Below are 25,072 nucleotides of genomic sequence, written 5' to 3'. Positions count from 1 at the left end.
ATGCGATTTCATAACAAAGTAATGGTGATTACCGGGGCGGCCCAGGGCATTGGTCGCCAGGTTGCTGAACAAGCCGCTAAAGAGGGCGCGCGACTGGTTTTGATTGATCGCGCTCGCTACGTTCACGAACTTGCGCAAAACTTGCGTCAACAAGGTAGCGAAGTGCTGGCCATTGAGGCCGATCTTGAACAGTGGCAGAGCACTGAAAAGGCGATGAGTGAAGCGCATCAGCACTTCGGCGTGATTGACGTGCTGGTTAATAATGTTGGCGGGACAATTTGGGCTCGTCCTTTTGTTGAGTATCAGGCTGAGCAAATTGAAGCTGAAATCCGACGCTCGTTATTTCCTACGCTGTGGGGATGTCGCGCCGTCTTACCTTACATGCTCACCCAACAACGCGGTGCGATTGTGAATGTTTCTTCTGTGGCAACACGTGGGGTTAACCGCGTGCCATATTCCGCCGCCAAAGGTGGGGTAAATGCGTTAACACAATCGTTGGCGATGGAATATACCGGAAGCGGCATCCGTATCAATGCCACGGCACCGGGCGGCACAGAGGCGCCTGCACGCCTGACTCCTCGTAACCAGGAGCAGCCAAGTCCACAGGAGCAAGAATGGTATCAGCAGGTAGTAGACCAAACCAAAGAGAGCAGTCTGATGCATCGTTATGGCTCGCTTACTGAGCAGGCTAATGCGATTTTATTTCTGGCAAGTGACGAGGCAAGCTATATCACTGGAACTATCTTGCCAGTAGGCGGTGGTGATTTAGGTTAGCGATAAAAAGAATAGAGGCCGGTTATCCGGCCCCAGTCGGACGCCTCACTTTCACCGCCATCCATATGAAATTTCAATAATTGCGAAAATCGATAGCGCAGATTAGCCGCCTCGCTTACACCTTATCTACACTTTAAAAATCATCCAGTTATCTTACCGCGGGAAAAATTTCAGTGATGCGCCTTACTGCGCTGTCTATCACATCCTGGTGAAATTTCCTTGCCGTCCTGTGCTTGCCATATTTACGCAGACTATTGTTTTTGTACGGGGATTTTTTTGGACTTCGGCACTGATTGTTTAAGCGTGCCGCCTTTACCTTTCAGACAGGAGTAGCAGCAATGCGTACAAAACAGGCTATATGGTCTCTTTCCACCCTCTGTTTGACCGTGCTTTCTGCACAGGCGGCGGGGCTTCCAGACAAAATAGGTGCCGGTGAAGGGCAGCTCGATATCATCGCCTGGCCGGGTTATATCGAACGAGGTGATACCGACAAAGCGTACAACTGGGTTACTGATTTTGAAAAAGAGACCGGTTGTAAGGTGAATGTGAAAACCGCCGCGACCTCTGACGAAATGGTCAGTTTAATGGCGAAGGGTGGTTATGACCTGGTCACCGCCTCGGGCGATGCTTCGCTGCGCCTGATTATGGGCAAACGCGTGCAGCCGATTAATACAGCACTGATCCCAAACTGGAAAAATGTCGATCCACGGCTGGTGAAAGGCTCCTGGTTTAACGTGGGCGATAAAGTTTATGGCACACCGTATCAGTGGGGGCCGAACCTGCTGATGTACAACACCAAAACCTTCCCAACACCGCCTGACAGCTGGAGCGTGGTGTTCGTCAAACAAGATTTACCGGATGGCAAAACCAACCAGGGGCGTGTGCAGGCCTACGATGGGCCAATTTACATCGCCGATGCCGCGCTTTTTGTGAAAGCCACACAGCCACAACTGGGCATTATCGACCCTTATCAGCTCACCGAAGAACAATATGCCGCAGTGTTAAAAGTACTGCGTGACCAGCATGGTCTGATTCACCGTTACTGGCATGACACCACCGTTCAGATGAGCGACTTCAAAAACGAAGGCGTGGTCGCTTCCAGCGCCTGGCCATATCAGGCTAACGCCCTGAAAGGCGAAGGCCAGCCGATTGCCACCGTATTCCCGAAAGAGGGCGTCACCGGGTGGGCAGATACCACCATGCTGCATGCTGATGCGAAACATATGAACTGCGCCTACAAATGGATGGACCACTCGCTAAAAGCGAAAGTCCAGGGGGACGTGGCGGCCTGGTTTGGCTCACTGCCTGCGGTAGCGGAAGGCTGTAAAGCCAGTACGCTTCTGGGTGACAAAGGCTGTGAAACCAACGGCTACAACTACTTCGATAAGATTGTGTTCTGGAAAACTCCGGTCGCCGAAGGCGGTAAATTCGTGCCGTACAGTCGCTGGACCCAGGATTATATCGCCATTATGGGCGGCCGCTAAGCCTGGAGGCGTTATGTCGTACGCTGTGCAGTTCAGAAACGTTTCGCGCCTGTACGGTGACGTGCGGGCCGTGGATAACGTCTCGATTGATATCGATGACGGGGAGTTTTTCTCGATGCTCGGGCCTTCCGGCTCGGGCAAAACCACCTGTTTAAGGCTGATAGCCGGTTTTGAACAGGTGACTTCTGGGGAGATAGCTATTTTTGGCAAACCGGCACAAGACGTGCCGCCTTATCAACGCGATGTGAACACCGTTTTCCAGGATTACGCCTTATTCCCCCATATGACGGTACTGGAAAACGTCGCTTATGGACTGATGGTGAAAGGCGTTGATAAAAAGACGCGACTTGCCAAAGCTCAGGAAGCACTGGAACGCGTGGCGCTCGGCTTTGTTCATGCCCGTAAACCGTCGCAGCTTTCCGGTGGCCAGCGTCAGCGTGTGGCACTGGCACGAGCGTTAGTGAATCGTCCGCGAGTGTTGTTACTTGATGAGCCGCTGGGGGCACTGGATCTTAAACTGCGTGAGCAGATGCAGGGCGAGCTGAAGAAACTCCAGCGTGAATTGGGCATCACCTTTATTTTCGTCACCCACGACCAAAGCGAAGCGCTGTCGATGTCCGACCGCGTGGCGGTGTTCAATAACGGGCGCATCGAGCAAGTGGATACGCCACGCCAATTGTATATGCAGCCGCGCACCGCATTTGTGGCCAGTTTTGTCGGTACATCAAACGTGTTACAACCGGCCCTTGCGGGGAAAGTGTGTGGTGAGGAGGGGCTATTTTCTCTACGCCCTGAGCATATTGTGCTCAACGATCATTCTGGCCAGAGCGGTGGAATCAGCGTTAGCGGCATGATTCAGGAGATCCATTATCAAGGGGCGGCGACGCGACTCGAACTGCGCCTTGCCGACGGCGAAAAACTGCTGGTCAGTGAAGCGAACCCACAGCGGATTATCAGCGAAGAGCGCTATCAAATTGGCCAGCAGGTCACCGCAGTCTGGCCTCGTGCGGCGATGGTCCCGCTGTTGGGGGAAGGATGAAATGGATATGAGTCTCCCCACATCGCATCCTGACAACCGCCTGATGCGGCGCATCGCCACATTTTTGTGGCAGCGTCCAGGATTCTGGTTGGCCTTACTGCTCCTGCCACCGCTGTTATGGTTCGGTGTTATTTATCTTGGTTCGTTACTCACGCTACTGTGGCAGGGGTTTTACACCTTCGATGATTTCACCATGTCGGTCACGCCTGACCTGACCTTTGCCAATATCGCGGCGCTGTTTAACCCGGCTAACTACGACATTATTCTGCGCACCCTGACGATGGCGATTGCGGTCACGCTTGCAAGCGCCGTGCTGGCGTTTCCGATGGCGTACTTTATGGCGCGTTATACCACCGGCAAGCTGAAAGCGTTTTTCTATATCGCCGTGATGCTGCCAATGTGGGCCAGTTACATTGTTAAGGCTTACGCCTGGACGCTGTTACTTTCCCGTGATGGCGTAGCGCAATGGTTCCTTAACCATATGGGACTGGAACCACTATTAAACCTGATGCTGACCATTCCAGCTGTGGGCGGTAATACGCTATCCACATCCGGTTTTGGGCGCTTCCTGGTGTTCCTCTACATCTGGTTGCCGTTCATGATTTTGCCGATTCAGGCCGCTCTTGAGCGTTTGCCACCGTCATTATTACAGGCATCGGCAGATTTAGGCGCACGCCCGTCGCAAACCTTCCGCCATGTGATTTTACCGCTGGCAATTCCTGGTGTGGCCGCAGGTTCAGTGTTTACGTTTTCGCTTACGCTGGGTGATTTTATTGTGCCGCAGTTGGTGGGGCCGCCGGGGTATTTCATCGGCAATATGGTCTATTCCCAGCAAGGCGCGATAGGCAATATGCCAATGGCGGCTGCGTTTACTCTTGTACCGATTGTATTAATCGCTATTTATCTTTCACTGGTGAAACGACTGGGGGCCTTCGATGCACTCTGAACGCGCACCATTACTGCTAAAAATTGCCGCCTGGGGTGGGGTTATCTTCCTGCATTTCCCGTTGGTGATAATCGCTCTTTATGCGTTTAACACCGAAGAGGCGGCATTTAGCTTCCCACCAAAAGGACTGACGTTGCACTGGTTCAGCGTGGCGGCATCGCGCAGTGACATTCTTGACGCTGTGACGTTGTCACTTAAAATTGCTGCACTGGCAACTATACTTGCTTTGATCCTTGGCACACTGGCTGCCGCTGCACTGTGGCGGCGTGAATTCTTCGGCAAAAATGCCATCTCGTTATTGTTGCTGTTACCGATTGCTTTGCCGGGAATTATCACGGGCCTTGCGCTGTTAACCGCCTTCAAGATGATGAATTTTGATCCGGGCTTTTTCACCATCGTGGTTGGGCACGCAACGTTTTGCGTCGTTATTGTGTTTAACAACGTCATCGCTCGTTTTCGTCGTACCTCTTACAGTTTGATTGAGGCGTCGATGGATCTTGGTGCCGACGGCTGGCAGACCTTCCGCTATGTCATTTTGCCTAATTTAGGGTCGGCATTACTCGCTGGAGGGATGTTGGCGTTTGCGCTGTCGTTTGATGAAATTATCGTCACTACCTTTACCGCCGGACATGAACGCACATTGCCGCTGTGGCTCCTCAACCAATTAGGGCGTCCGCGCGAAGTTCCGGTCACGAATGTGGTGGCGCTAATGGTGATGTTGATGACAACCATTCCGATTTTAGGGGCGTACTGGCTGAGCCGTGGTGGAGATGAAGTCGCGGGCAGCGGTAAATAATGTTGAAAAGGGTATCACTATGCAAAGCCAGCTATTAATAAACGGCCAGTTAGTGCAAGGCCTTGGGGAAAAATTGCCGGTATACAATCCGGCGACTGGGGAAGTGCTGCTTGAGATTGCGGAAGCCAGCGCGGATCAGGTAAACGATGCGGTACGGGCTGCAGATATTGCTTTTGCTACCTGGGGGCAAACCACGCCAAAAGAGCGTTCGGAACATCTACTAAAACTGGCAGATGTTATCGAGAAAAATGGCGAAGTATTTGCCCGTCTGGAATCGCAAAACTGCGGCAAACCCTATCATTGTGTATTGAATGATGAGATCCCGGCTGTGGTGGATGTATTCCGCTTCTTTGCGGGCGCAAGCCGCTGTTTGAATGGTTTGGCGGCGGGGGAGTATCTCAGTGGTCATACATCGATGATTCGCCGTGACCCTGTGGGCGTGGTGGCATCTATTGCACCCTGGAACTATCCACTAATGATGGCGGCCTGGAAACTCGGCCCGGCACTCGCCGCGGGTAACTGTGTAGTGATCAAGCCTTCCGAAATTACACCGCTTACTGCTTTCAAACTCGCTGAATTGGCAAAAGATATTTTCCCGGCTGGCGTATTGAACGTGTTGTTCGGACGCGGGCAAACTGTGGGGGATGTGCTGACCGGTCACCCGAAAGTACGCATGGTCTCCTTAACCGGCTCAATTGCCACAGGCGAACACATCATCAGCCACACCGCACCTTCGATTAAGCGCACCCATATGGAACTGGGAGGTAAAGCGCCGGTGATTGTCTTTGATGATGCGGATTTAGATGCCGTCGTCGAAGGTGTACGCACATTCGGATATTACAACGCCGGGCAAGACTGTACTGCCGCGTGCCGAATTTACGCCCAGAAGGGTATTTACGACAAACTGGTGGAAAAACTAGGGGAAGCGGTCAGCAGCCTGAAATATGGTGCGCCAGACGATGAGTCTACAGAACTTGGCCCGCTGAGTTCCGCCGCTCACCTCGAGCGCGTAAGCCTTGCGGTGAATGCCGCTAAAGCGCTGGCACACGTCAAAGTGGTGACGGGCGGGGCGAAAGTAGAAGGGCCGGGATATTACTTCCAGCCAACGCTACTTGCGGGTGCGAAGCAGGAAGATGACATCGTACAAAAAGAGGTGTTCGGCCCGGTGGTCAGCATCACGAGCTTTGATGATGAGGAGCAGGTTCTGGGTTGGGCTAACGACTCAAGTTATGGATTGGCTTCATCAGTCTGGACAAAAGATGTCGGTCGCGCACATCGCCTGAGTGCTCGTTTGCAGTACGGTTGTACATGGGTGAATACCCATTTCATGCTGGTAAGCGAAATGCCGCACGGTGGGCAAAAACTCTCAGGTTACGGCAAGGATATGTCGCTGTTTGGGCTTGAGGATTACACCGTTATTCGCCACGTGATGATTAAGCACTAGCGTTATCTCACCACCTCCGGGAGAGGTGGTGATTATTTTTTACAACTTAATGATCCAGATACAAATAGTGCATCCAACTGGTCATCCGCAATAATACCTTACGCATAACAGACACATGGGTGAAGTGATCGGAATAGACGGCAACTTGTGCAAAGATCCCATCGGGTAAGGCATCCACTTGCGCATTTGGTACGAGCTCAATCACCGCTAATACGCCGTCACTTCCGGGGGTTAGCGTTAGAGATTGCAACGTACCTTGAGCCTGATAAGAACCGCCTGGAACCACAGGCAGAACCGTTGTCAGTTTACCCTGGAAAACCTGCCCCGGTAGCGCATTGAACACCACTTCGGCTTCGTCACCAACTTCTAAGCGTAACAAAGAGTTTTGTCTGAATTGGGCAATAATCTGGCGTTTTTGTTGCGGGATAAACACCATCACCGGACGTAACGGAAGGGCGGCTGCATAGGTTCCCGGACGAATCAGAACTTGCGTAACATAACCATCGCTGGGGGCACGAATAACGGTTTGGTTAAGATTATATTTGGCTTCAGCAAGCTGGGCGCGCAGGCTGACAATCTGTGATTGTTCGCCGTTCACCATGCTGTCTAACTGGCTTTTAATTTGAGACTGTTCAGCAACAGAGCCTTTTACCAGTGCATCTTGCGCCAGAAAGTTTTGTCGTGCGTTATCAATATCGCTTTCAGAGAAGGGATTCACGCGGGCTTTGCTGCCCTGAAGATAACGTTGGTAGTCTTTATACAGTCTGTCGCGTTCGGCGGTGACGCGGGTCGTGTTGGCCACAGCAGCATCAAGTTGAGATTTGAGTGACTCTGTGCTGTGAATTTCCGTCATTAAATCAGCTTGCAACCTGTCGACACGAGCTTGATAGCGCGTAGGGTCTATTTTAAAAAGGACTTCACCTTTTTTAATCATCATATTTTGTTTATCGGTGACTTCACTGACAATTCCCGTTACCTGTGGAGTAAGTGGAATAGAAATAACCGCTTTTTGTGCGAGATAAGTATAAGGGTGGTTGTAGTTCATTAATAAAATAAGCGCACCAATTAAAAACACCCCGCCTAAGGCAGCTGTTGGCACTGTCCATTTATTTACCGGTATTTTAAAAATCTTAAATACGGCCCACGCAAAAGCAACATACGTCAGGATAATGAGCAGATCCATGATATTACTCCGATGGAGTTATTTTGTTGTTATCCAGTTTCTGTTCCAGTTCGCTTACGCGTTGCTGTAACGAAGCCAGTGTTGCGTCGGCATTTTGTTGCATGCCCCATCCGCGTTCAGGGCGGTAGAGCGTTGCCCAAATCCATAAGAATGGCCATATAACATGCAGAGTAAATAAACTTACCCACCCGGCGACGTGAATCGCATCGGCGTGAGGGTGGTTGCGGGCTTTGGCTATCAGGTAGGGAATGTCGTGAAGAATAATAATCCCATAAAAAATAATGAGAAAGACAACGATCAGAACACCCAGCGCGAAATAGTTGAGGAACATAATGACCTCGATTGAGAACTGCATTTTTATTAAAGATAGTCGTTATCTAACTCAGGGTTTATGAATCAGTAAAATTTCACCCGGAATAATTAATTACCGCCCTAATGACGAGGACAACGCCGGCATTTCCTTTCCTGAAAAATCGTAATAATGAAAACTGGCGTCATCCTTTTTCTTTTGTTAATTACTCAGTTTCGTCGCGTATATCCGTCGATGAGGCATTTTTTTGAACGGATTCAATCCCTTTTTGGGCCGCCGCTTTTGATGAGTACATTTCGCTTTGTGCAATAACTTGCCCGTTTGACGCTTTCAGCACGAAATAAAATGGCTCCGCTGTCGCTTTCGTTGATTTCTTTAAAACATAGTGTCCCATAGAAAATCTCCGCAGTTACCCAAGGCCCAATGCCTGTGGGATAACTTAAATATAGTGCAATCAACAAGCGAGACGGTCAGGGGAGTTTGATGGGAGCAAAAACTTGATCTGAGTCATAAAAAAGAGCATATTTTGCGGGAAATTTTTCAAACTACCCATTATAAAAATGACTCTTTATCAAGATATGTTGGTTTTTTACGCTGTAATGTCGTTAATCACTGCTTCTGTTACCTGGTTTTTGGCTCATGATACCAAACGAATTAAACTATTAAGCTCTGTGCTGGTGGGAGCGACCTGGCCAATGAGCTTTCCAGTGGCTTTAATGTTTTCTTTGTTCTAAAAGCCGTCATAATTCAAGCCGAATCACTACAACTCGAATGATTTTGGGTTAGCTAACCAGGTATTCCATGAATGACATAACTTTTTTCCAGCGTTTCGAGAACGATATCGTCGCCGGGCGCAAAACAATCACATTGCGTGATGCCTCTGAATCTCACTTCACCGCAGAGCAACAACTGCGAGTCGGGCGTTATGAAGATGACGTTTATTTTTGCACTATTGAAGTGGTCAGTGTGACGCCAGTGGCTCTTGACCAACTGACCGATGAGCATGCACGGCAGGAAAACATGACGCTGCCAGAACTCAAGGAAGTGATTGCTGAAATTTATCCGGGTCTGAATGAGCTTTACGCGATTGTATTTAGCTTGGTATACCCTAAATAATTCGAGTTGCAGGACAAAAGGCTTTAGCCTTTTGAACAGCGCTTGCGCTGGCCCCTTCGGGGCGAGGCTACGCCGAGTAACGCGGCGACGCAGTGAGTCCCCAGGAGCTTACTTGAGTAAGTGACTGGGGTGAGCGAGGAAAGCCAACGCACATGCAACTTGAAGTATGACGGGTATAAAGGAAGGGGAGCGCCCCCTTCCTGACAACGAACCTAATGACTGGCTTTCTTCAACATCTGATACAACTCATCTTTTAGCCGCAGCTTCTCTTTTTTCATCTGCACGACCTTTTCGTTGTATCCCGTCCCTTTTGGTCCCCCCTGGCGTAAAATCTCATCGTCGAGTTGATTGTGCTTGTCAAACAAGCTGAGGAAACGTGGGTTAGCGGATTTTAGTTCGTTGATCAATTCACGGTACTCAGGAAACATTGCGAACCTCCTGGACTGTTCTACCCGTCATGCTTCAATTGCGAATTATTTGGGTAGAGGGTGGGTGAATGGAATTTGCTGGCAGTCACTGCCAACCCCAGTGTATGCACCACTTAAAGCAAATTGAAAGCGCCGCTTGGTAAGGGTTTGTCAATTTGCGACCTGTGAGACGAGTTAGTTAAATTGATTAAATTTTCATCGGAATGCGACTTGTATAATCGCAAAAATTGATAACGACAATCTCATACTCATGTGCTAAAACATATCTATGATATATCTTACACAACAAATAATGAGAAACCGATGACCACACAAACCAAACCTAAACTTCCTAAGCGCGTAAAAAACGAGCTCAAATTCCGTGAATTAACCGTTAAAAGCAAACAAACGGTCGCTGGCTGCTTCCACCGTATTGTTTTTACCAGTCCTGAACTGGTTGGCTTTTCTTCACAGGGGTTTGATGACCATGTAAAAGTCTTCTTCCCACCTGAAAACGGCGACTTTGCGCGCCCATCAGTTACCGACGACGGCATTGTCTGGGGCGAAGGGCTGCGTCCCATTTCTCGCGATTACACGCCTTTGTCTTTTGATGCCACACATAACGAATTGACGCTCGATTTCTATATTCACGATGGTGGAGTGGCAAGCATGTGGGCTGATAAGGCTGCTGAGGGCGATACATTGCTTATCGGCGGGCCAAGAGGGTCGCTCGTTATCCCAACCGATTACGCATTCCAACTCTATATTTGCGATGAAAGTGGTTTACCTGCAGTCCGTCGCCGCTTGCTCTCCTTACCCGAACACATTTCATCTGTCGTGCTAGTCAATAGTCACCATGCACAAACTCACGAATATCTCAGCGATTTTGAACATGCGTGCGTTGAGTGGCTTGATACCGAATCCATCGCAAGCAACGTCCGTTCCATTGAATTCCCGGAGACTGACTATTTCGTCTGGATTACCGGCGAAGGGCACGATGTGAAACAACTGAGCGATGAGCTGCTGGAAAGCCGTGGCCTGGACGCTGATTACGTTCGCGCTGTGGCTTACTGGCATAACAAATAAGGAAACGAACATGAGAATCCAACATATTCATCATCGTTTTTGCGCCAAACATGAACGCCATGAACAGCATGGTTTACACGGTGGCCATCATGGTCATCACGAACACGGGGGAATGGAAGGCAAAGCGCGGATGCGCCGTGAACGTTTGTTTGATGCCAACGACATTCGTCTGCTGATCCTGCACTTCCTCTCAGCCAACACAGCCCATGGTTATGAGCTGATTAAATCCATCGAGGCCACCGCAAAAGGTGAGTATGTGCCAAGCCCTGGGATTATTTACCCGAACCTCTCATTGCTTGAGGAGATGGGGTTTATCAGCGCCGTGCAGGGCGAAAGTAACAAAAAAGCCTGGATGCTAACCGAAGAAGGACATGCCGAACTTGCTCAGCAACATGAGCACCTCGGCCATATTATCTCGAGGCTTGAATCGCTAGGAGTATTAGGCGATAACCGCCGGATTCCAGAAATACAGCGTGCCATCCATAACTTCAAAATGGCGCTCAATACCAAACTTGGCCAGAGCGATTTGCCAAAAGAGACGCTGTATAAAATCATCGATACCCTTGATCAGGCGGCGAAGGATATCGAACGCAGTTAATTTCTCCAGTTCTCGACAATGAAGCATAAAGATTCGCCCAAATCTGCCGAAACTATATGCTTCTGTTGCCATGAGAACAAATTAGCATGTTAAATCGCATAAAAGTTGTAACCAGCCTTCTGTTTGTGCTGGGTTTATTCGGCATTTTACAAATGACGTCTGGCGGGTTGTTCTTCAACGCGCTGAAAAACGACAAAGAAAACTTCACCGTACTGCAAACTATTCGCCAGCAGCAGTCCACACTCAACGGCAGCTGGGTTGCGTTATTGCAGACTCGTAACACGCTAAACCGTGCCGGTATCCGCCATATGATGGATACCAACAATATCGGTAGCGGTGCGACGGTAAATGAGCTGATGCTGATTGCCAGCCAGTCGTTAAAGCAGGCCGAAAAAGAGTGGGCGGCATATGAATCTTTGCCACGCGACCCGCGTCAGAGCGAAGAGTCCATCAATGAAATCAAGCGCAACTATGTGATTTACCACGGTGCGTTGGCCGAGCTGATTCAGCTGCTTGGCGCAGGCAAAATCAACGAGTTCTTCGACCAACCAACCCAGAAATATCAGGATGGGTTCGAACAGCAGTACGTCAACTATCTGCAACAAAATGACCATCTGTATCAACAAGCGGTAGACGACAATAACCAGTCATACTCACAGGCCATCTGGATTCTGGTGGTGATTCTGGCGCTGGTTATCGCGGCGATTATTACCGTTTGGCTGGGTATCAAGAAAACCCTTATCGAACCTTTGCATCGCTTGATTGATAACATCCGCCATATTGCGGACGGTGACCTGATGCATTCTATTGATGTGCAAGGGACCAACGAAATGGGCCAACTGGCAGCAAGCCTGCGTCATATGCAGTCGGAGCTGGTGAGCACAGTGAACGAAGTTCGTAACGGCGCACATGCGATTTATAGCGGTGCCAGCGAAATCTCTATCGGTAATAACGACCTTTCTTCCCGTACTGAACAACAAGCGGCTTCGCTTGAAGAGACTGCTGCCAGCATGGAACAGTTAACTGCGACCGTGAAACAGAATGCGGAAAATGCGCGTCAGGCAAGCCAGCTGGCATTAAGCGCATCAGAAACTGCGCAGAAGGGCGGCAAAGTGGTGGATAACGTGGTGCGCACCATGAATGACATCGCCGGTAGCTCGAAGAAAATTGCTGACATCACCAGCGTGATTGACGGTATCGCTTTCCAGACTAATATCCTGGCACTGAACGCCGCCGTTGAAGCTGCACGTGCCGGTGAACAAGGACGTGGTTTTGCGGTTGTTGCCGGTGAAGTGCGTAACCTGGCGCAGCGTAGTGCGCAGGCGGCGAAAGAGATTAAAGGGCTGATTGAAGATTCCGTCAATAAAGTAGATACCGGTTCAACCCTGGTTGAAAGTGCGGGTGAAACCATGGGCGAAATCGTCAATGCGGTCACGCGTGTGACGGATATTATGGGTGAGATTGCCTCGGCGTCTGATGAGCAAAGCCGTGGTATCGACCAGGTTGGGCTGGCGGTTTCTGAAATGGACCGTGTGACGCAGCAAAACGCCGCATTGGTTGAGGAATCTGCCGCTGCTGCTTCGGCTCTTGAAGATCAGGCAAGTCGGCTGACCCAGGCGGTAGCCGTGTTCCGTATTGGTCAGGAAGCCAAAAAAGAACCCCGTAGCGTTGAGCCGAAGCTGACTCTCACTCCGGTACAAAATCGCAAAACCCCGGTGAGCGATTCAAACGAGAATTGGGAAACCTTCTGATTTTCGTCATGTGAGTCTTGAATACGGGCAACAACATAAATGCTGTTGCCCGATATTTTGACTTCGCGAACTGTTGCGGATAGCCGTTATTGCACGTCTGTGCGCCAGCGCATCGGGAATACCCCATCGACACGGAAACTTGAAAGAAAACGGAAACGCTCAAGTTGAGCAACGCCTTTAGGTTCTGTCGTTTTACCCAAAACCTGGATCAAACCCTTTTCGTCATAAACCGGCCAGTGCGGTAATCCTGGGCCATTCGGATCCGATTTCTTCGCAAAATTGGTCCAGTAATTCATTAAAAGGTCAGAGAATGCATAATCGGGTGCTGCCGCAGGAACCCTACTTCCGATAACATGTTGAGGTGTTAGGGTGCCGAACACAAACGGGACATCGGTTATATGAGAGGCGATGGCGACATAAGGTGAGGTGTAAGTAAATTCGTAGCCATACACCGGCTCACCAGACTTGCTCTGCAACTCAAGCCACTGCCAGGTTTGCTCGCTGATGGTAAAGTCAGAGGTCAAGTTCTCTGCCGACGTATTGGCCTCGGCATCTGTTGAAGCCGGGTAGAGTTTCAGAAACTCGGCAAGTCGTTCCTTCCCGAACATACGCTGCGCTGCATCTCTGAACTCCTGGGCATTGGCATGGGGCAAAGAAAATGCCTTGAAAGGATAATATTCAGCTTCCTGCCATCCGGCCAGAAGAGGGATTTTCATCTGTTCGCCACGGGCGAATACCGCTGCTGGAAACTCTGGTACGACAAAATGATCGACGTTCGGCGAGAATGCGGTGATGATCGGATTCTTGTCAAAATTCCATAGCGCGGCATTATTTAACGCATCCGCAGGCATGGATCTGAGTTCAGAAATAGATTTCGCGCCCATTTTTTGCATATACGCCTGGCCCCTTAAGCGAGATTCCTCAAAGCTCTCCAGCGGGCCATATTTACCGTCCCAGAATGCGCCACTCTGGCCGATAGCTTTATGAAACAGTCCCTTCGCAGGCGGAGACATCATCAATATCCCCACGGACATTGCACCAGCCGACTCACCAAATAACGTGACGTTGTCGGGGTCACCACCAAACGATGCAATATTATCTTTCACCCAGCGTAACGCAGCGATTTGATCCTGCAGGCCGTAATTACCTGATGCGCCTTCGGCATCCAGTTCAGGATGGGCCATAAAGCCCAATACCCCAAGGCGATAATTTAAGGTGACCAGCACGACACCTTTTTCCGCCAGTTTGGTTCCATCGATGGTTGGGTCGCTGCCTGAACCGAACTGAAAACCACCGCCGTGCAACCAGACCATGACGGGCTGTTTATCAGACGTTTTTTTACTGGTGGTCCAGATGTTTAATGTCAGACAGTCTTCATTTCGGGGGGCGCCGGGGACCGGATCTTTTTCCAGTGCCGACAAACAACGGTTTCCTGGCAGATGCGCATCCCGCACACCATCCCATGCTTTATGCGGCACAGGCGCATGCCAGCGAAGCTCACCCACTGGGGGTTCTGCATAGGGAACACCTTTAAAAGCCAGCACGCCATGTTCATCACGATCGACACCCCGGATGACACCTGAGCGTGTCTGCACTTCTTCGCGTACTTCTTCAGTATCCGTATCCGCATTGGCAAAGCGAACCGGTACAAAGGCGGCGCAGGCAATTAACCCAGACAATAGTAAAAGTTTCATAAAATTCCTTTTTAATCTAACCGTTAGAGATTTAGCTCTCAGTGACTCGATGCAGTCTGGTGGCAAAAGAAGATAATATGAAATAGATAATTTTGACCAATCAATCATTTTTAATGATTGATTGGTGATTGAGATAGTGATTGATGGAATTACGCCGCCTGTCTGTGCGTTCTACAACTCGACCTCATCAAGGCGCATTAAACGATCCAGGCGCTGATGATAACAACGCAGCGTGGCATCAATTGCCTCGGCTGGCATAAATGAATCACGATATACGGACTCCACAACCCGGCTCTCTTTTTGCAAATCGTTCAGCAGTTTCACAATAAGCTTCTCGGTTAAGCCCATTCCTAACCCAAGCTCCCGGAAATCCATTCCCAGATATTCTCCATATGCCGTTTTGAAACCCGGCGCTAACTCCCGGTCACCTTCTTCACAGATAAGCAGGGGCAGCGCCATAAATCCGGAACTAAAAATAGCCGGATAGGGTGCAACAGAGACAAAGTCATAAACCGGGGATAGAGTGGGTTCGCCAACTCTCGGGTGCATCAACCCGAAATTGCGCAGATGCATATCGTTATTACCCAGCAAATAGGCATAGGCGATACGGCGGAACAAGTCGATTTTAAAGGCGAGGTTGCTGTTTACATGCTGGGTCAGGAACACAGCCAGTTGCTGATAACTGACATATTGCTTTCCGTCACTGCCGGTTTTGCCGTACTTTTCACCGACATTCATTGCTGCATCAAGTTGTTCCTGGTGAACAGCAACCCCGGTTATCATATCCCGATCAAAGCGACGGATAACAAAGGCCAGCTCACGCTCAGTATCACTTCCTTCGGGCGAAAAACTCACTAATCCATGCGGCGGTACGTCAAACCCCAGTCGCGACATGAGCGCCATTGTGGCGTGTTCGTTTTCCGCCAGATGAGGGAATTCGGCCGGAGAGGGTTTGAGTATGTATTCACCCTGATGCTCTACCACCGCAAATTCGCTATCGCGTACCACCATTTGCAGTTTCGGCTGATACCCGGAAATACTCATTCCGCGCTGGGCTTTTGGCAATTCGTGAATAAATTCACTGCGCGTAAAACTCAGCTGCGGGTTGACCTTACCGGAGCTGGTCAGGTGCTTGAGGCCTTTGTTCGAATAACCAGACTCTCGCTCTTTGGCCTGTACCAACGGAGTCAAAAGAATGTGGCAGCGCATTGTTAATCCTCCAGGGTATTGACCAGCTGTACTGCGCCAATCAGGTTTTTGCCGTTATCAATCAGCATACCGAGTAGATCATGCTCATCGCGTTGTTGCAGTTGGCTGTAACGCATCTTCAACCAACCTTCCGGTGCTAATGATGCAAAAAAGGGCGGTAGTGTCCGGCTGTGAAAGTGGCCGACACGCACCGGTAAACTTAAGGAGAGCGGCGGCCCGATATAGTCGGCATAGTAGCTAAATGCAAAACCGTCATCGTCCTGGCGCAGTTCACCCACAGGTTCACCGTATAGCCACACTTCTACACGGCGGCGCACAGTTTCACTCCTAATGCGTCAGCAACTCGCAAAACGGTACCAAATTTGACCTGGTCGGGATCTTTAAACAGGCGCTTCAATGTTGATCCCGACACTCCCGTTTGCAGCTCAAGGGTTGCTAAATCGATGTCCAACTCTTTGCGACGTTGGTTTAGTTGTTGCCCCAACTGCTCAGACTCAGTAATGGTCTGCTCGGTTAGCGTCAGGTCAGATTCTTGGGCTCGCAACGCTACCGCTTTTTTAACATCACTCAATAATTCGCTCATGGTATGCAGTTTGGCTTCGAGCGTTGCATTGTCATAGTTCATATATGACCCTTATATTGACATTCTTACAATGAATAGGTTTTTTATGAGCCATAATTTATGGAAAGTATCATAAATGGTCTTTTTGATAAATTAATAATAAAAATGGGTCATTTATGGACCACTGTCAATCAAAGGTATCATAAAAGGTCTTTTTATGATTAAAAAATACAAATGAAGACCAAATATGAGCCTTCCAATTGCAGCGTACGGGCTTATCCAGTTTTTGGCTAACTAAATGTAAATTAATTGTTTCACTCGTGTTGGCGAAAACCTTATTAATTAAGGCATGTTAAACAATACGAGTTTGTCGCATGTCTTATCGAATCAGCCTGCTGGATAAAAGTCCGGTCGCAAAGGATGGCACTCCTGGCGACGCTCTGAAGCACACGTTACATCTGGCTCAACAGGCCGAAGACTGGGGTTATCACCGTTTCTGGATTGCCGAACACCACAACACTTCCCGTCTGGCAAGTCCGTCTCCTGAGTTGCTTATTGCCTGGATTGTTGGGCAAACCCGCCGCATTCGTGTCGGCTCCGGCGGGGTGATGTTGCAACATTACAGCCCTTATAAAGTGGCGGAAAACTTCAATTTATTAGCAAGTCTTGCTCCGGGCCGTGTGGATCTCGGTGTAGGTAAAGCGCCGGGTGGGTTGCCGCTTTCCACGCAAGCATTGCAACGTGCCGGGCAAGATAAAGAGTCGTTCGCGGAAAAACTCACTCAGCTTGATAACTGGCTCTCATTACCAGCAGCGCAGGATGACGAGGAAACCTTACGTGCAACCCCCGTTCCTGCACAAAGCGCTGAGCGTTTCTTGCTGGGTGCAAGCCTTGAGAGCGCAGAACTTGCCGCAAATCTTAACTGGAATTTCGTCTACGCCGCCCATCTGAATGGCGATAAAACTCTAATGCGCGACGTTCTTAACGCCTGGCACAGCAAAAGCCAGCGCGACACGCAGGTGGCTGTGCAGGTGATTGTGGCAGCGGATGCGCATACTGCCGACGCACTGGCAAGTCTGGTTGAAATCTGGAGCGTTGAGCTTGAAAACAACCAACGCGTTAGTGTCGCCAGTGAAGCGCAGGCACACGCATTTTCTCGCCAGGCGGGCAGCGCCATCAAAAAAATCGAACACCGCGAACCCTCGCTGCTTAAAGGCACCGCCGAGGTAGTTCAAGCCGGGCTTGCGGCATTAAGCCAGCAGTTTGGCATCGATGAATTTATTATTGATACCCCAATTGCCGACCCGGCAACACGTTTGCAGTCGCTGCGTTTGTTGGCAGGTAAAACGACCGAGAAACCCGTGTCTGATTTTGCCCCCTCCTTTACTGCACAGCATGAAGCCTGGTAAGGGGATGACAATGACATTCGCCCCACAGACATTCGAACAACAGCTTATCGACTGGCGACGTGAGCTCCACCAAAACCCTGAACTGTCCGGCGAGGAAGTGGCAACTACCGCTCGTATAAGGCACTGGCTGGAATCCGCAGGGCTGCGTCTGTTGCCGTACTCACTTACCACTGGTGTGGTGGCTGAAGTAGGGCACGGCGATAAGGTGATTGCGCTACGTGCTGATATTGACGCACTGCCTATTCATGAAACCAGCGGCGTCTCTTTTAGCTCACAACATGACGGCGTGATGCATGCCTGCGGGCATGATGTTCACAGCAGCGTGATCCTCGGCGCAGCCTTGTTACTTAAGGAGCGTGAAGACCAATTGGCGGGTCGCGTTCGCTTGCTGTTTCAACCGGCAGAAGAAAACTTTACCGGCGCAAAGGCATTGATTAAGGCCGGTGCGCTGAAAAATGTCTCAGCCATTTTTGGAATGCATAACGAACCCGGTTTACCTGTCGGCACCTTTGCCACCAGAGGCGGTGCATTCTATGCCAATGTCGACCGCTTTGTTTTGCGGGTGAAAGGGAAAGGCGCGCATGCCGCTCGCCCACATGAAGGCCACGACCCGATTGTGTTGGCAAGCCAGCTGGTTCTCGCGCTACAAACTATCGCCAGCCGCGATATCGATACGCTGGATTCAGTGGTCGTAAGTGTGACTCGCATACAAGGAGGGAATACCTGGAATGTGCTGCCTGAAAACGTTGAGCTTGAAGGAACGGTGCGCACGCATCGTGGCGATATTCAAAAACAGGTCGAGAAACGTATCCGCGAAATTGCTTTCGGCTTAGCCAGTGCATTTGGCGCACAGATTGAAGTGGAGTGGTTTAACGGGCCGGTGACGTTAATCAACGATGAGAAATGGGCAGCGTTTTCTATGCAGGTCGCAGAAAATGTGGGTTACAAGACACAAACCTCCGAACTGCATATGGGTGGCGAAGACTTTGCTGTTTATCTGCAAACCATTCCCGGGGCGTTTGTCAGTATTGGTAGTGCCAGCCCTTATGGTTTACATCATTCGGCGTTTAATCCGGATGAGGCATTAATTGAGAATGCGGCGCGATATTTCGCGACACTTGCCGAACAGGCATTACTAAAAAATTAACTATTGCTCATTTGCAGGGGTATCACTCCCCGGGATGCGTGCGGCCAAAATAAAGGGGTACATATGTCAAATAATCGACAACTGCGTCTTGGAACAATCTTACATGGCGCATCAGGAAATATGTCGGCATGGCGTCACCCGGCAGCGATTGCTGATGCCAGCATTAGTTTTGAATTTGTGAAAGAAACGGCGTTAAAAGCAGAAACGGGCAAGCTGGATTTTTTATTTGTCGCAGACGGTTTATATATTAACGAAAAATCGATCCCTCACTTCCTGAATAGATTTGAGCCATTAACGGTGCTGTCAGCATTAGCCAGCGTCACTTCGCATTTGGGGTTGGTTGGCACACTGTCTACCTCCTACAGTGAACCCTTTACCGTCGCTCGCCAGTTTGCAAGCCTTGACCATTTGAGTAAAGGGCGTGCGGGCTGGAACGTGGTGACATCGCCACTGGAAGGCTCGGCGAAGAACTTCTCCCGTGAAAAACATCCGGAACATGCGCTGCGGTACCGCATTGCTGATGAATATCTGGATGTGGTGAAAGGGCTGTGGGATTCCTGGGAAGAAGATGCATTTATCCGTGATAAAGCCAGTGGGCAATTCTTTGACCCCAATAAATTACATACCCTGGATCATCGCGGAGATTTCTTCCAGGTAGCAGGTCCATTAAATATTTCCCGCACGCCGCAAGGGCGTCCGATTGTATTCCAGGCTGGCGCATCAGACGACGGCAAGAAATTAGCCGCCCGCCATGCAGATGCTATTTTCACCCATCATGAAACCCTCGAAGAAGCGCAACATTTCTATCGGGATGTTAAACAACAGCTGGAAACTCATGGTCGCCGTCATGAAGACCTGCACATATTCCAGGGTGTGAGCGTGATTGTTGGCAAAGATGCTGACGATGTGGAGAACCAGTATCAAACGACCGCCGCACTGGTCTCAATTAACGATGCTCTGAATTACCTCGGCCGCTACTTTGAGCACCACGATTTTAGCCAGTATCCGCTTGATGAGCCGTTCCCGGATCTCGGAGACCTAGGGCAGAACAGCTTCCGCAGTACTACAGATGAAATCAAACGTAATGCTCACACTCGCAATCTGACGCTACGCCAGGTGGCACTTGAAGCCGCATCACCGCGCCCACGTTTTTCCGGGACGGCACAGCAAGTGGCAGATGGGTTGCAGCAGTGGTTTGAAAGCTATGCCGCCGACGGTTTCATTATTCAGGGCGGTACACCAGATACCTTCCCACGCTTTGTCGATGAAGTGGTCCCGGTTCTGCAAGCTCGCGGGTTGTTCCGCAAGGAGTATCCCGGCACCACGCTGCGCGAAAGTTTGGGCCTGGCAGAACCCGTGAATCAGTTTTCGTAACATCACAATAAAAAAGAGAACCTGCTATGCAAAAAATATCGCTAATCCTTGCTATCGCTCTGGCACTTTCTTCGGCACAAACTCTGGCGCAAGAAGTCACCATTAACGGCACTGGCGTCAGCCTCGAAGCCAATAAAACGCCGATTAACACGGCCGTGAATCCATCGGCAGTGGCCCAACTGCCAAAAGATCATCATTTTGCGGTTCCCGGTAAATTCACCGTGGCAGTTGCAGCGCTTAACTCACCACCACTGACAGTGTTTGCTGAAGACAACAAAACGTTGCTCGGCAGCGAAGTCGATATTGCACGTCTGGTGGCTGACAGCTTAGGACTTGAGCTCAACGTCGTACCCACATCCTGGGAAGACTGGCCATTGGGTGTGGCATCGGGGAAATACGATGCGGCAATCAGCAATATTACCGTGACCAAAGAGCGCAAACAGAAATTTGACTTCGCCACCTACCGTAAAGACTCGCTAGGGTTCTACGTGAAAGCCAACAGCCCAATCAAGAAGATTGAGAAAGCAGAGGATATTGCCGGGCTGCGCATTATTGTCGGCTCGGGAACCAACCAGGAATCTATTTTGCTGGCGTGGAATGAAGAGAACCTTAAGAAAGGGCTTAAACCTTTCACCCCGGTTTATACCAAAGACGATGCGGCACAAACGCTGGCATTGCAGTCCGGCCGCGCCGATGCGTTCTTTGGCCCCAATGTAACGGGAGCCTGGAAGGCCGCACTCACGCAGAAAACCCAATTAGTTGGTGTGGTTGATGGCGGCTGGCCGAAAGCTGCGCATATCGCCGTCACGTTGAAGAAAGGCAGTGGACTCGTGGAACCGGTACAAACCGCGCTTAATGGCGTCATCAAAAATGGTGATTACCACAAAGTACTGAACCGCTGGGGAGAAGGTGTAGAGCAAATCCCTTCATCTGAAGTTAACCCAGCCGGTCTTGGCGATTAAGGAGCAGAACATGCGTGAACAATTTCGTGATGTTTCACCCGAGGCGCCAGAGCTGCAGCCGATCATTGCTGGGCTATTTGGCGAATATGAAGCGCGATACGGGGACTATTTTTCCCGTGATGCCGAAGTCGAACTTACCGAGTGGTACCTGGCACCGCAGGGCCTGTTTATTGTTCTGGAGCGTGACGGTGAAATTATTGCCACCGGCGCTTATAAGCCATTTGATGAACAGACTGCCGAAGTTAAACGTATCTGGACGCATCCCGCACTACGCCAACAAGGGCTTGCTCAGCGTGTGATGCGTGAACTGGAAAGTCGGGCGCAGGTTGCCGGTTATCGCCATATCTATCTGACTACCGGTTTTCGCCAGCCAGAAGCGGTGAAGCTTTATCTGAGTCTTGGCTACCAACCGCAGTTTGATATTCACCGTAACCGGGAAGAATACAGTGTGGCTCCGTTCGACGGCCGCTTACGTTTTACCAAAGAGTTGGCTCGTCTGAGCAAAACGGCCTGAGGAATACTTATGCATACCCCATCAACGATAAAAGTGGTTCCTGCGCGCTATCCACTCAGAACACTCGGTGCAATTATCGCTCTGTTTGTGCTGGCTGTGGTTATCCAGTCGGTTGCATTTAACCCCCGTTGGGAGTGGAGCGTCTTTGCCCGCTGGTTCTTCGACCCGGTGATTCTTGAAGGACTGGCGCAAACTTTACTGCTGACGCTAATAGGGACTGTGCTGAGTGTCGTGATTGGCGGCATGCTGGCGCTGGCACGGCTTTCATCTTCGTGGCTGCTAAATAGCCTTGCGTGGAGCTATATCTGGCTGTTTCGTTCACTACCACTGATCGTGGTGCTAATTATTCTCTATAACTTCTCCTATCTGTACGACACGCTCTCGATTGGTATTCCGTTTACCCAAATTCAGTGGGGAAGTTACCAAACGATAAACGTGCTGGGGCAGTTTTCTACCGCCGTGGTTGGGCTGACGTTAGTACAAAGTGCCTATACAGCCGAGATTATTCGCGGTGGTTTCCTTGGTGTGGATCACGGCCAATATGAAGCGGCTGCGGCATTAGGGTTACCCGCATGGCGACGTACGCTGCGTATTATTCTGCCGCAGGCGCTGCGCACCATCTTGCCTTCAGGTTTTAATGAAATTATCAGTCTCGCTAAAGGCACAGCGATGGTTTACGTGTTGGCGATGCCTGAGCTGTTCTACACCATTCAGATGATATACAACCGCACTCAGGAAGTGATCCCACTGCTAATGGTGGGGGCGGTCTGGTATCTGGTTATCACAAGCGTGCTGTCGCTGATTCAACATCTGGTCGAACGTTGGCTGGCACGTAGTGAACGCCGCTCGGCGATTAATCAACAAACTCCCGCTCGTAATCCGTCACATCAACCGGTGCTGCAGACTCAGGAGACCGCCCATGTACCAATCCCATAACCAGACTGGCCAAATTTCGATTACCGGCGTGAGTAAATATTTTGGCCGCCATAAAGCGCTGGATAACGTCTCACTGGAACTGGAACCCGGTTCGGTCACGGTGATACTTGGGCCGTCAGGTTCCGGTAAATCCACCTTGCTGCGTGCGATTAATCATCTTGAACGTGTCGATGAGGGGTTCATCCAGATAGATGGTGATTACATTGGCTATCGTCAGGCCGGCGACAAGCTGTATGAACTCAAAGAAAAAGAGATCCTGCGTCAGCGCATTAACGTCGGCTATGTGTTTCAAAACTTTAATTTGTTCCCGCATCTCACGGTGCTGGAAAACCTGATTGAGGCACCGATTGCTCATAAACAACTGAGCCGTAAAGCGGCGATTGAACAAGCCTATCAGCTGCTCGATGTGGTGGGACTGCGTAATAAAGCGGATGCCTGGTCGCGCCATCTTTCCGGTGGACAGCAACAACGTATCGCCATTGCGCGAGCACTGGCACTGCGTCCACGTGTGATGCTGTTTGATGAACCTACGTCCGCACTCGATCCGGAGCTGGTGGGCGAAGTGTTAGACGTGATTAAAAAACTGGCCCGTTCCGGCACCACGCTGGTGGTGGTGACGCATGAAATCGGTTTTGCCCGTGAAGTGGCGGATAACGTGGTGTTTATGGTCGACGGGAAAATCGTTGAACAAGGCAGCAGCGATGAAGTGCTTAACCATCCACAACATTCGCGAACGCGTCAGTTTTTATCAAAAGTTCTCTAAGGAGCAGTTATGAAATTTGTCCCACTGGCGCTGTTGATAGTGAGTACAGCGAGCTTTGCACAGGGAAGTCTCGATCTTAAAGCTAATGAAGTGCCGATACATACGGCTAAAGACCCGGTGGCTATCAGTAAAATTCCTCAGGGCTATAAATTTGTTGAGCCGGGTACGCTTACAGTCGCCATTTCAGCACTAAATTCGCCACCGCTGGCGATGCTGGCGAGTGATAACCGCACAAGGATCGGCAGTGATCCTGATATTGCACGTTTGCTGGCCGATAGTTTAGGGCTGAAGCTCAAACTGGTGCCTACCGCCTGGGAGGACTGGCCGCTTGGCATTACATCCGGTCGCTACGATGTGGCACTGGTGAATATTGCGGTAACCGAGCAGCGTAAAACCAAGTTTGATTTTGCGACCTATCGTGTCGATTCGCTGGCATTTTCGGTGAAATCAGACAGTCAAATTCAAAAGATTGCCGGGCCAGCAGATGTTTCCGGCCTGCGTATTATTTTGGGTTCGGGTACTAATCAGGAAAAAATCCTGTTGGGTTGGAATAAGCAAAATGAACAAGAAGGGCGCAAACCGGCTCAACCGATTTATTTAACGGATGACGCTTCTGGTAACCTTTATATTCAGGCCGGACGTGCTGATGCGACTTTCGGCCCGCAGAGTGTGGCGGCCTATAAAGCCGCGTTAACCGGGAAAACGCGTGTTGTTGGGCTTGGGCCTAAAAAAGCCTATGTTGCTACCACTACCAAAAAGGGTAATGGTCTGGTTTATGCGCTACAGGCCGCGCTGGATGGCGCGGTGAAACGTGGTGAATATCAGCAAGTTCTCGACCGTTGGGGAGAAAAGGGCGAAGAAGTCGCTTCGTCTGAAGTGAATCCTCCGGGGATCACTTACCCGTAATTAAAATCTGGCTGATAAAAGCCTGGATATCTTCTAAGGCCTGATCGCGAGCAAGTGGCGCGCTGTCGATAATCAGTTGATCCGAATACCCGTTTAGCAATGCACCAAGCTGGCGGGTTACTCGCAAGACATCGGTCTGGCGGAAAACGCCGCTTTCAATACCCGCCTCAATAATACTCGCCAACAAAGCATCCCATTTTTCGGTCAACGTTAACGCCAGTTCAGCATAAACCTTGTTATGCACCGCGAGGCGCCACAGCGATCCGTACAACTCCCACACGGCATCCGCTCGGTCGGGTAAATAGTCTTCCACGAAAATATTCAAACCCTGTTCGGGCGGCAGGGCGCGCGTTTTTTGGCTAAAAGTCGCCAACTCTGCGTACATAAAGCGCGAAAAAGCTTCAATGCATAACGTCTGCCAGTCTGGGAAATAGTGGTAAATATGGCTACGGGCAATCCCTACCTGTTCTGTTAGTTCGCGAGTGGTGACCTTTTCCACTCCTTTTTCAGTAAACAGGGCGATCGCTGCATCAAGAATATTCTCTTTTAGAACAGTCGCTTTTTCTTTCATCACGGCACCTTCGTTGACTTTGAGCAAGTGCTCAAATAGACTTCCTTCACTCTTGAGCAACCGCTCAAGAATAACAATTTAAGAATACAAA

General features: G+C 50.2%; 26 protein-coding genes and 1 pseudogene. 18 read left to right on the top strand and 9 right to left on the bottom strand.

The features are described 5' to 3' along the window. The 6 genes from benD to patD all read left to right on the top strand — a co-directional run bounded on the left by benD (window position 1) and on the right by patD (window position 6,483). Window positions 1-774, top strand: a complete 774-nt coding sequence (gene benD, locus GC128_RS06090) for a benzoate diol dehydrogenase BenD (protein ID WP_151993556.1) — start codon at window positions 1-3, stop codon at window positions 772-774. Window positions 775-1,112: 338 nt separating this feature from the next. Next, on the top strand, window positions 1,113-2,258 hold the full coding sequence (ydcS, locus tag GC128_RS06085; protein ID WP_151993555.1) for a putative ABC transporter substrate-binding protein YdcS: 1,146 nt from the start codon (window positions 1,113-1,115) through the stop codon (window positions 2,256-2,258). A gap of 13 nt (window positions 2,259-2,271) precedes the next feature. Next, window positions 2,272-3,297, top strand: a complete 1,026-nt coding sequence (locus GC128_RS06080; protein ID WP_151993554.1) for an ABC transporter ATP-binding protein — start codon at window positions 2,272-2,274, stop codon at window positions 3,295-3,297. 7 nt (window positions 3,298-3,304) lie between these two features. After that, window positions 3,305-4,243 (top strand): ABC transporter permease, encoded by a 939-nt coding sequence (locus GC128_RS06075; RefSeq protein WP_370640065.1) that lies wholly within the window; start codon window positions 3,305-3,307, stop codon window positions 4,241-4,243. Then, window positions 4,233-5,039: an ABC transporter permease gene (locus tag GC128_RS06070; RefSeq protein WP_151993552.1), complete on the top strand. Its 807-nt coding sequence runs from the start codon at window positions 4,233-4,235 to the stop codon at window positions 5,037-5,039. The genes GC128_RS06075 and GC128_RS06070 overlap by 11 nt, the downstream gene beginning before the upstream one ends. 19 nt (window positions 5,040-5,058) lie before the next feature. Beyond that, a complete protein-coding gene (patD, locus tag GC128_RS06065; protein WP_151993551.1) occupies window positions 5,059-6,483 on the top strand; it encodes an aminobutyraldehyde dehydrogenase in 1,425 nt (474 codons plus the stop codon). 46 nt (window positions 6,484-6,529) lie between these two features. Here the strand turns inward: patD and GC128_RS06060 are convergent, their stop codons facing one another. From GC128_RS06060 to GC128_RS06050, 3 genes are all read right to left on the bottom strand, one after another. Continuing rightward, window positions 6,530-7,666, bottom strand: a complete 1,137-nt coding sequence (locus tag GC128_RS06060; RefSeq protein ID WP_151993550.1) for an HlyD family secretion protein — start codon at window positions 7,664-7,666, stop codon at window positions 6,530-6,532. A gap of 4 nt (window positions 7,667-7,670) precedes the next feature. Continuing rightward, entirely contained in the window at window positions 7,671-7,997 is a 327-nt protein-coding gene (locus tag GC128_RS06055) for a DUF3302 domain-containing protein (protein WP_072009402.1), read from the bottom strand. Window positions 7,998-8,181: 184 nt separating this feature from the next. Further along, a complete protein-coding gene (locus GC128_RS06050) occupies window positions 8,182-8,370 on the bottom strand; it encodes a YegP family protein (RefSeq protein WP_151993549.1) in 189 nt (62 codons plus the stop codon). A 166-nt stretch (window positions 8,371-8,536) separates the two neighbouring features. Between GC128_RS06050 and GC128_RS06045 the strand changes: the two genes are divergently transcribed. Next, window positions 8,537-8,710 (top strand): GhoT/OrtT family toxin, encoded by a 174-nt coding sequence (locus GC128_RS06045; protein ID WP_151993548.1) that lies wholly within the window; start codon window positions 8,537-8,539, stop codon window positions 8,708-8,710. A 67-nt stretch (window positions 8,711-8,777) separates the two neighbouring features. After that, entirely contained in the window at window positions 8,778-9,092 is a 315-nt protein-coding gene (gene yqfB / locus GC128_RS06040) for a N(4)-acetylcytidine aminohydrolase (RefSeq protein WP_151993547.1), read from the top strand. A gap of 212 nt (window positions 9,093-9,304) precedes the next feature. On the opposite strand, the gene GC128_RS06035 is transcribed toward yqfB, so the two are convergent. Next, entirely contained in the window at window positions 9,305-9,520 is a 216-nt protein-coding gene (locus GC128_RS06035; protein ID WP_064518993.1) for a YdcH family protein, read from the bottom strand. 303 nt (window positions 9,521-9,823) lie between these two features. On the opposite strand from GC128_RS06035, the gene GC128_RS06030 reads away from it, so the two are divergent. The 3 genes from GC128_RS06030 (at window position 9,824) to tsr (ending at window position 12,934) form a co-directional block, all read left to right on the top strand. Further along, complete coding sequence (locus tag GC128_RS06030) at window positions 9,824-10,585, top strand: siderophore-interacting protein (protein WP_151993546.1); 762 nt, start codon at window positions 9,824-9,826, stop codon at window positions 10,583-10,585. 10 nt (window positions 10,586-10,595) lie between these two features. Further along, window positions 10,596-11,183 (top strand): PadR family transcriptional regulator, encoded by a 588-nt coding sequence (locus GC128_RS06025; RefSeq protein ID WP_151993545.1) that lies wholly within the window; start codon window positions 10,596-10,598, stop codon window positions 11,181-11,183. Between the two features lie 86 nt (window positions 11,184-11,269). Next, window positions 11,270-12,934, top strand: a complete 1,665-nt coding sequence (gene tsr, locus GC128_RS06020) for a methyl-accepting chemotaxis protein (protein ID WP_151993544.1) — start codon at window positions 11,270-11,272, stop codon at window positions 12,932-12,934. An 86-nt stretch (window positions 12,935-13,020) separates the two neighbouring features. On the opposite strand, the gene GC128_RS06015 is transcribed toward tsr, so the two are convergent. The 4 genes from GC128_RS06015 to GC128_RS06000 all read right to left on the bottom strand — a co-directional run bounded on the left by GC128_RS06015 (window position 13,021) and on the right by GC128_RS06000 (window position 16,462). Next, the gene (locus GC128_RS06015) at window positions 13,021-14,628 is read right to left on the bottom strand and encodes a carboxylesterase/lipase family protein (protein ID WP_151993543.1); all 1,608 of its coding nucleotides are present in this window, start codon (window positions 14,626-14,628) and stop codon (window positions 13,021-13,023) included. A 171-nt stretch (window positions 14,629-14,799) separates the two neighbouring features. Continuing rightward, a complete protein-coding gene (locus GC128_RS06010) occupies window positions 14,800-15,837 on the bottom strand; it encodes a type II toxin-antitoxin system HipA family toxin (protein ID WP_151993542.1) in 1,038 nt (345 codons plus the stop codon). A gap of 2 nt (window positions 15,838-15,839) precedes the next feature. Then, window positions 15,840-16,154 (bottom strand): HipA N-terminal domain-containing protein, encoded by a 315-nt coding sequence (locus GC128_RS06005; protein ID WP_151993541.1) that lies wholly within the window; start codon window positions 16,152-16,154, stop codon window positions 15,840-15,842. After that, window positions 16,139-16,462, bottom strand: a complete 324-nt coding sequence (locus GC128_RS06000) for a helix-turn-helix domain-containing protein (RefSeq protein ID WP_151993540.1) — start codon at window positions 16,460-16,462, stop codon at window positions 16,139-16,141. Before GC128_RS06000 ends, GC128_RS06005 begins: the two co-directional genes overlap by 16 nt. 311 nt (window positions 16,463-16,773) lie before the next feature. On the opposite strand from GC128_RS06000, the gene GC128_RS05995 reads away from it, so the two are divergent. The 7 genes and pseudogenes from GC128_RS05995 to GC128_RS05960 all read left to right on the top strand — a co-directional run bounded on the left by GC128_RS05995 (window position 16,774) and on the right by GC128_RS05960 (window position 24,410). Then, window positions 16,774-17,808: an MsnO8 family LLM class oxidoreductase gene (locus GC128_RS05995; RefSeq protein ID WP_151993539.1), complete on the top strand. Its 1,035-nt coding sequence runs from the start codon at window positions 16,774-16,776 to the stop codon at window positions 17,806-17,808. A 10-nt stretch (window positions 17,809-17,818) separates the two neighbouring features. After that, window positions 17,819-18,955: an amidohydrolase gene (locus GC128_RS05990; protein ID WP_151993538.1), complete on the top strand. Its 1,137-nt coding sequence runs from the start codon at window positions 17,819-17,821 to the stop codon at window positions 18,953-18,955. 63 nt (window positions 18,956-19,018) lie between these two features. Further along, window positions 19,019-21,291, top strand: a pseudogene (locus GC128_RS23060) (NtaA/DmoA family FMN-dependent monooxygenase). 10 nt (window positions 21,292-21,301) lie between these two features. Continuing rightward, window positions 21,302-21,805, top strand: a complete 504-nt coding sequence (locus GC128_RS05975) for a GNAT family N-acetyltransferase (RefSeq protein WP_134182543.1) — start codon at window positions 21,302-21,304, stop codon at window positions 21,803-21,805. Window positions 21,806-21,814: 9 nt separating this feature from the next. Next, window positions 21,815-22,741 (top strand): amino acid ABC transporter permease, encoded by a 927-nt coding sequence (locus GC128_RS05970; RefSeq protein ID WP_064518975.1) that lies wholly within the window; start codon window positions 21,815-21,817, stop codon window positions 22,739-22,741. Beyond that, window positions 22,725-23,504, top strand: coding sequence for an amino acid ABC transporter ATP-binding protein (locus GC128_RS05965; protein WP_064518973.1), 780 nt, complete (start codon window positions 22,725-22,727; stop codon window positions 23,502-23,504). The genes GC128_RS05970 and GC128_RS05965 overlap by 17 nt, the downstream gene beginning before the upstream one ends. Window positions 23,505-23,513: 9 nt before the next feature. Continuing rightward, window positions 23,514-24,410, top strand: coding sequence for a transporter substrate-binding domain-containing protein (locus GC128_RS05960; RefSeq protein ID WP_151993535.1), 897 nt, complete (start codon window positions 23,514-23,516; stop codon window positions 24,408-24,410). Here GC128_RS05960 and GC128_RS05955 read toward each other — a convergent pair. Further along, window positions 24,397-24,981 carry a TetR/AcrR family transcriptional regulator gene (locus GC128_RS05955; RefSeq protein WP_151993534.1) on the bottom strand — a complete coding sequence of 195 codons (585 nt, stop codon included), beginning with the start codon at window positions 24,979-24,981 and terminating at the stop codon, window positions 24,397-24,399. The genes GC128_RS05960 and GC128_RS05955 overlap by 14 nt on opposite strands. Window positions 24,982-25,072 lie beyond the last annotated feature (91 nt).

The organism is Buttiauxella massiliensis (assembly GCF_902500225.1).
In the GTDB taxonomy this organism is placed as follows: domain Bacteria; phylum Pseudomonadota; class Gammaproteobacteria; order Enterobacterales; family Enterobacteriaceae; genus Buttiauxella; species Buttiauxella massiliensis.
Note: the sequence above shows the minus strand (reverse complement) of the source record. Positions and strands in the feature narration are given on the sequence as shown.